The organism is Bradyrhizobium sp., assembly GCF_049581145.1.
Classification (GTDB): domain Bacteria; phylum Pseudomonadota; class Alphaproteobacteria; order Rhizobiales; family Xanthobacteraceae; genus Bradyrhizobium.
Map to the genome: position 1 here is coordinate 1 of NZ_JBAURI010000624.1, position 1,616 is coordinate 1,616.

The 1,616-nt window shown below is 61.8% G+C and carries 1 protein-coding gene and 1 pseudogene; both read left to right on the forward strand.

Annotated features, from left to right (window positions below):
• Nucleotides 1-484 (forward strand): annotated as a pseudogene (locus tag WCB02_RS20590) (glycogen debranching protein GlgX); the annotation flags it as partial.
• Nucleotides 481-1,616, forward strand: a 1,136-nt coding sequence (locus tag WCB02_RS20595; RefSeq protein ID WP_423960915.1) for an alpha-amylase family glycosyl hydrolase, incomplete at its 3' end; no start/stop codon positions are given. The pseudogene WCB02_RS20590 and the gene WCB02_RS20595, both read left to right, overlap by 4 nt.

Here is a 1,616-nt window from a genome sequence, read left to right on the forward strand (position 1 = left end):
CCAGAACGGCAACAACAACGCCTATTGCCAGGACAACGAGACCGGCTGGATCGGCTGGGAAGGTATGGGCCGCGCAGGCAGCGACCTCATCGAGTTTGTCGCCCACCTGTCCGAAATCCGCCGCCGCTTTCCGCAAATCCGCGCCCGCCGCTGGCTCGACGGACGGCGCGCCGACGGCTCGTATGGCGTGCTATGGCTGACGCCGGCCGCGGACGACATGAAAGAGCAGGACTGGAATTTTCCGGAAGGGCGTTTTCTCGCCTATGTGCTCGGACCAAATGAACAAGGCCAGCCACCGGTCTTCATCGTGCTCAATGCCGCCCCCGAAGAGATCAAGTTCAAGCTGCCGAAAATGCCCGAATACAAGAGTTGGCGGCAACTATTGAACACCGTCGACGTTAAACAGACGGCTGCGGACTTCCCGTCGGGAAGCGAGACCACCGCACCGCCCCGCTCGGTACTGGTCTTTTCGGGTTCGGCATGAATGAACGGCATTTCGGCGCAAGTCTGACTTCCGAAGGAGCCACATTCCGCTTGTGGGCGCCCGCAGCCCAGCGCGTCGATCTGTTGTTGGAGCAGCAACGTTGCCTACTTACATCCCGCAAGCACGGTTGGTTCGAAACCGACGTGCCGGGTGCCAAGGCCGGTACGCGCTACAAGTTTCGGATCGACGACGAGATCGACGTGCCCGATCCGGCTTCTGCCTTTCAACCCGACGACGTGTTCGGTCCAAGCGAGGTGATCGACCCCGCAAACTACACCTGGCGCGCCAACGAGTGGCGCGGACGGCCTTGGCACGAAACCGTGCTTATGGAAGCCCATGTCGGCACCTTCACACAAGAAGGCACTTATCGCGCCATGATCGACAGGCTCGACCATCTGGTCGAGACCGGCATCACCGCGCTGGAATTGCTGCCGCTGGCGGATTTCGCAGGTGTGCGCAACTGGGGCTATGACGGCGTGTTGTGGTATGCGCCCGACAGCGCCTATGGCCGGCCGGAAGAGTTGAAGCGTCTCGTCGACGAAGCACATCTGCGTGGGCTGATGGTGTTTCTCGACGTCGTCTATAACCACTTCGGCCCCGAGGGAAATTATCTCGGCCGCTACGCGCCGCCCTTCTTTACCGAAGCGCAAACGCCGTGGGGCAGCGCGATCGACTACCGCGTGCCGCAGGTGCGCGCTTTTGCGATCGAGAACGCACTTTATTGGCTTGACGAATACCGGTTCGACGGGCTGCGGCTCGATGCCGTCCACGCCATTGCCGAGCTCGGCGAAATCCCGATGCTGAACGATCTCAGCCTCGCGGCCGGTCAACTTGCCACTGAGACGGGCCGGCACATTCATCTCGTGCTTGAAAACGACGACAACCGCGTCAGCCTGCTCGATCCCTTACAGGACCCGTCGCGCGGCAAATATCGCGCGCAATGGAACGACGACTATCATCACGCCTGGCATGTGAAGCTGACCGGAGAAAAACAAGGCTATTATCGCGACTATCAGCGCGAGCCGCTGTCCGACATCGCGCGCGCGCTCCGCTCGGGCTTTGTCTATCAGGGCGAGGCTTCCGCGCATCGCGGCGGCCAGTTGCGCGGCGAAGCGAGCGGGGGCCTTCCACC